3 protein-coding genes are annotated in these 1489 nt (G+C 60.0%); all 3 read right to left on the reverse strand.

Annotated features, from left to right (window positions below; translation table 11 throughout):
- A partial coding sequence (locus tag E5W87_RS28480) for a cell wall hydrolase (protein WP_292405119.1) occupies positions 1-554 on the reverse strand: 554 nt, incomplete at its 3' end.
- 153 nt (positions 555-707) lie between these two features.
- Complete coding sequence (locus E5W87_RS28485; protein WP_292405084.1) at positions 708-1112, reverse strand: hypothetical protein; 405 nt, start codon at positions 1110-1112, stop codon at positions 708-710.
- An 18-nt stretch (positions 1113-1130) separates the two neighbouring features.
- On the reverse strand, positions 1131-1454 hold the full coding sequence (locus E5W87_RS28490; RefSeq protein WP_292405087.1) for a YbaB/EbfC family nucleoid-associated protein: 324 nt from the start codon (positions 1452-1454) through the stop codon (positions 1131-1133).
- Positions 1455-1489: the final 35 nt, after the last annotated feature.

Consider the following 1489-nt stretch of genomic DNA (forward strand, 5'->3'; position numbering starts at 1 on the left):
GCCGGCGCCCGCGGCGTGGCTTGTGCCATGGCGACCGTGGGCTCGTCCGGCAACGGTTTCCAGTTCCGGCCGCGCTTTTCATAGAAGGCGTTGCCGCCGGCAACCATGGTGTAGTGCATGTTCTTGTAGGGGAAGCGCAGGCCGGCGGTGTGAAAGAACATCGAGTTCTTCAGCTTGGCCTTGCGCTCGCCCTTGAGCACCGCCTCGGCGGCCTCCTCGACATCGGGCATCGCCTTCGAATTCATCCGCCGTGTCATCACGCCCGGCGCGAACTGCCCGCGCTCGCCGACCACCTGGCAGATGGTGCTGCCGTGCTTGCCGGAGCGCAGCCGGTTCATGACCACGGTGCCGACGGCAATCATGCCGTCACGGCTGGACCGGTTAGATTCGAAGAACATCGCGCGCTGGAGGCACTCCTTGTCCTTCGCTGTGTGACTGGAGGGCCGGGACCTGACGGCATCGGTCAGACTGGCCACGGACAGGCCGTGCGAGGTGGTCTGACTGCAGGCGGCCAAAAACAGCGGAGAGGTGATGACGCCGAGCAACAACGGCATCTTCCATCGGGTAGAGATCAACAGGTATCCCCTCGTTTCTGCTGCCAGCCCGCCCCAGGCTGCGGCAAGAATGAGACACTTTCAGGCAAAAAGATGGCTAAAGCGTTATTAAGTGGAAAGTGGCGGAATAGACACACCCGCTAGGGGGCAGATTTAACTGGCTGACGGCACGAACCGTTGCCCGGGTTTGGCCTCGTCGAACTCCTCCGAAAACAGCCCGCGTTGCAGGAACAGCATCCGCGCGTCCGTTGCTTTCGGTGCAATCTGCCGCGGCCAGACGCTTTCGACGAACTCAGCCCTGGTGAAATCGGGGGTAGACGCACAGGCAGCTTCTAGAAGATGGGTGATTTCCAGCACGATGGCACGTTCATCCTTCGACAGGACCGACGTGCCGGATTCGATGGACGGATGATGGAGGAAATCGTCGAAAAGATTGAAATAGCCGTTGATTCCAACGAGATTCACGCCCGCATCGCAGTCGGCCAGGATTTCCAATATCTCATAGATCCTGTTTCGGACGCGCTGCTCTATCAGCCGGGCTGATGGTTCTTCGGTCATGGCGGCCGCTGAGTATTGCTAGAACGGCAGCTTCATTCCCGGCGGTATCGGCAGTCCCGCGGTCAGTGCCTGGGTCTTTTCCTGCATCATCTGCTCGACCTTGGCCCTGGCGTCATTGTGGGCGGCGAGAAGCAGATCCTCTAGAATCTCGACCTCGTCCTCCTTGAACAGAGACGGGTCGATTTTCAGCGACTTGATCTCGAATTTGCCGGTCAGCGTCACGCTGACCAGGCCGCCGCCGGCCTGCCCGGTGGCTTCCAGCGTGGCGATCTCGTCCTGCATGGCCTGGAACTTGGCCTGCATTTCCTTCGCTTTGCCCATCAGGCCGAGAAGATCTTTCATCGCGTGGTCCTCTACAAATTGATATCAGGTTTCGT

It is taken from the genome of Mesorhizobium sp. (assembly GCF_004962925.1).
Lineage (GTDB): Bacteria > Pseudomonadota > Alphaproteobacteria > Rhizobiales > Rhizobiaceae > Mesorhizobium.

What these genes read in the sequence shown, in the direction of transcription:
- E5W87_RS28485 (WP_292405084.1), bottom strand. Translation starts at nt 1,112, where the DNA reads ATGACCGAAGAACCATCAGCCCGGCTGATAGAGCAGCGCGTCCGAAAC.
- E5W87_RS28490 (WP_292405087.1), bottom strand. Translation starts at nt 1,454, where the DNA reads ATGAAAGATCTTCTCGGCCTGATGGGCAAAGCGAAGGAAATGCAGGCC.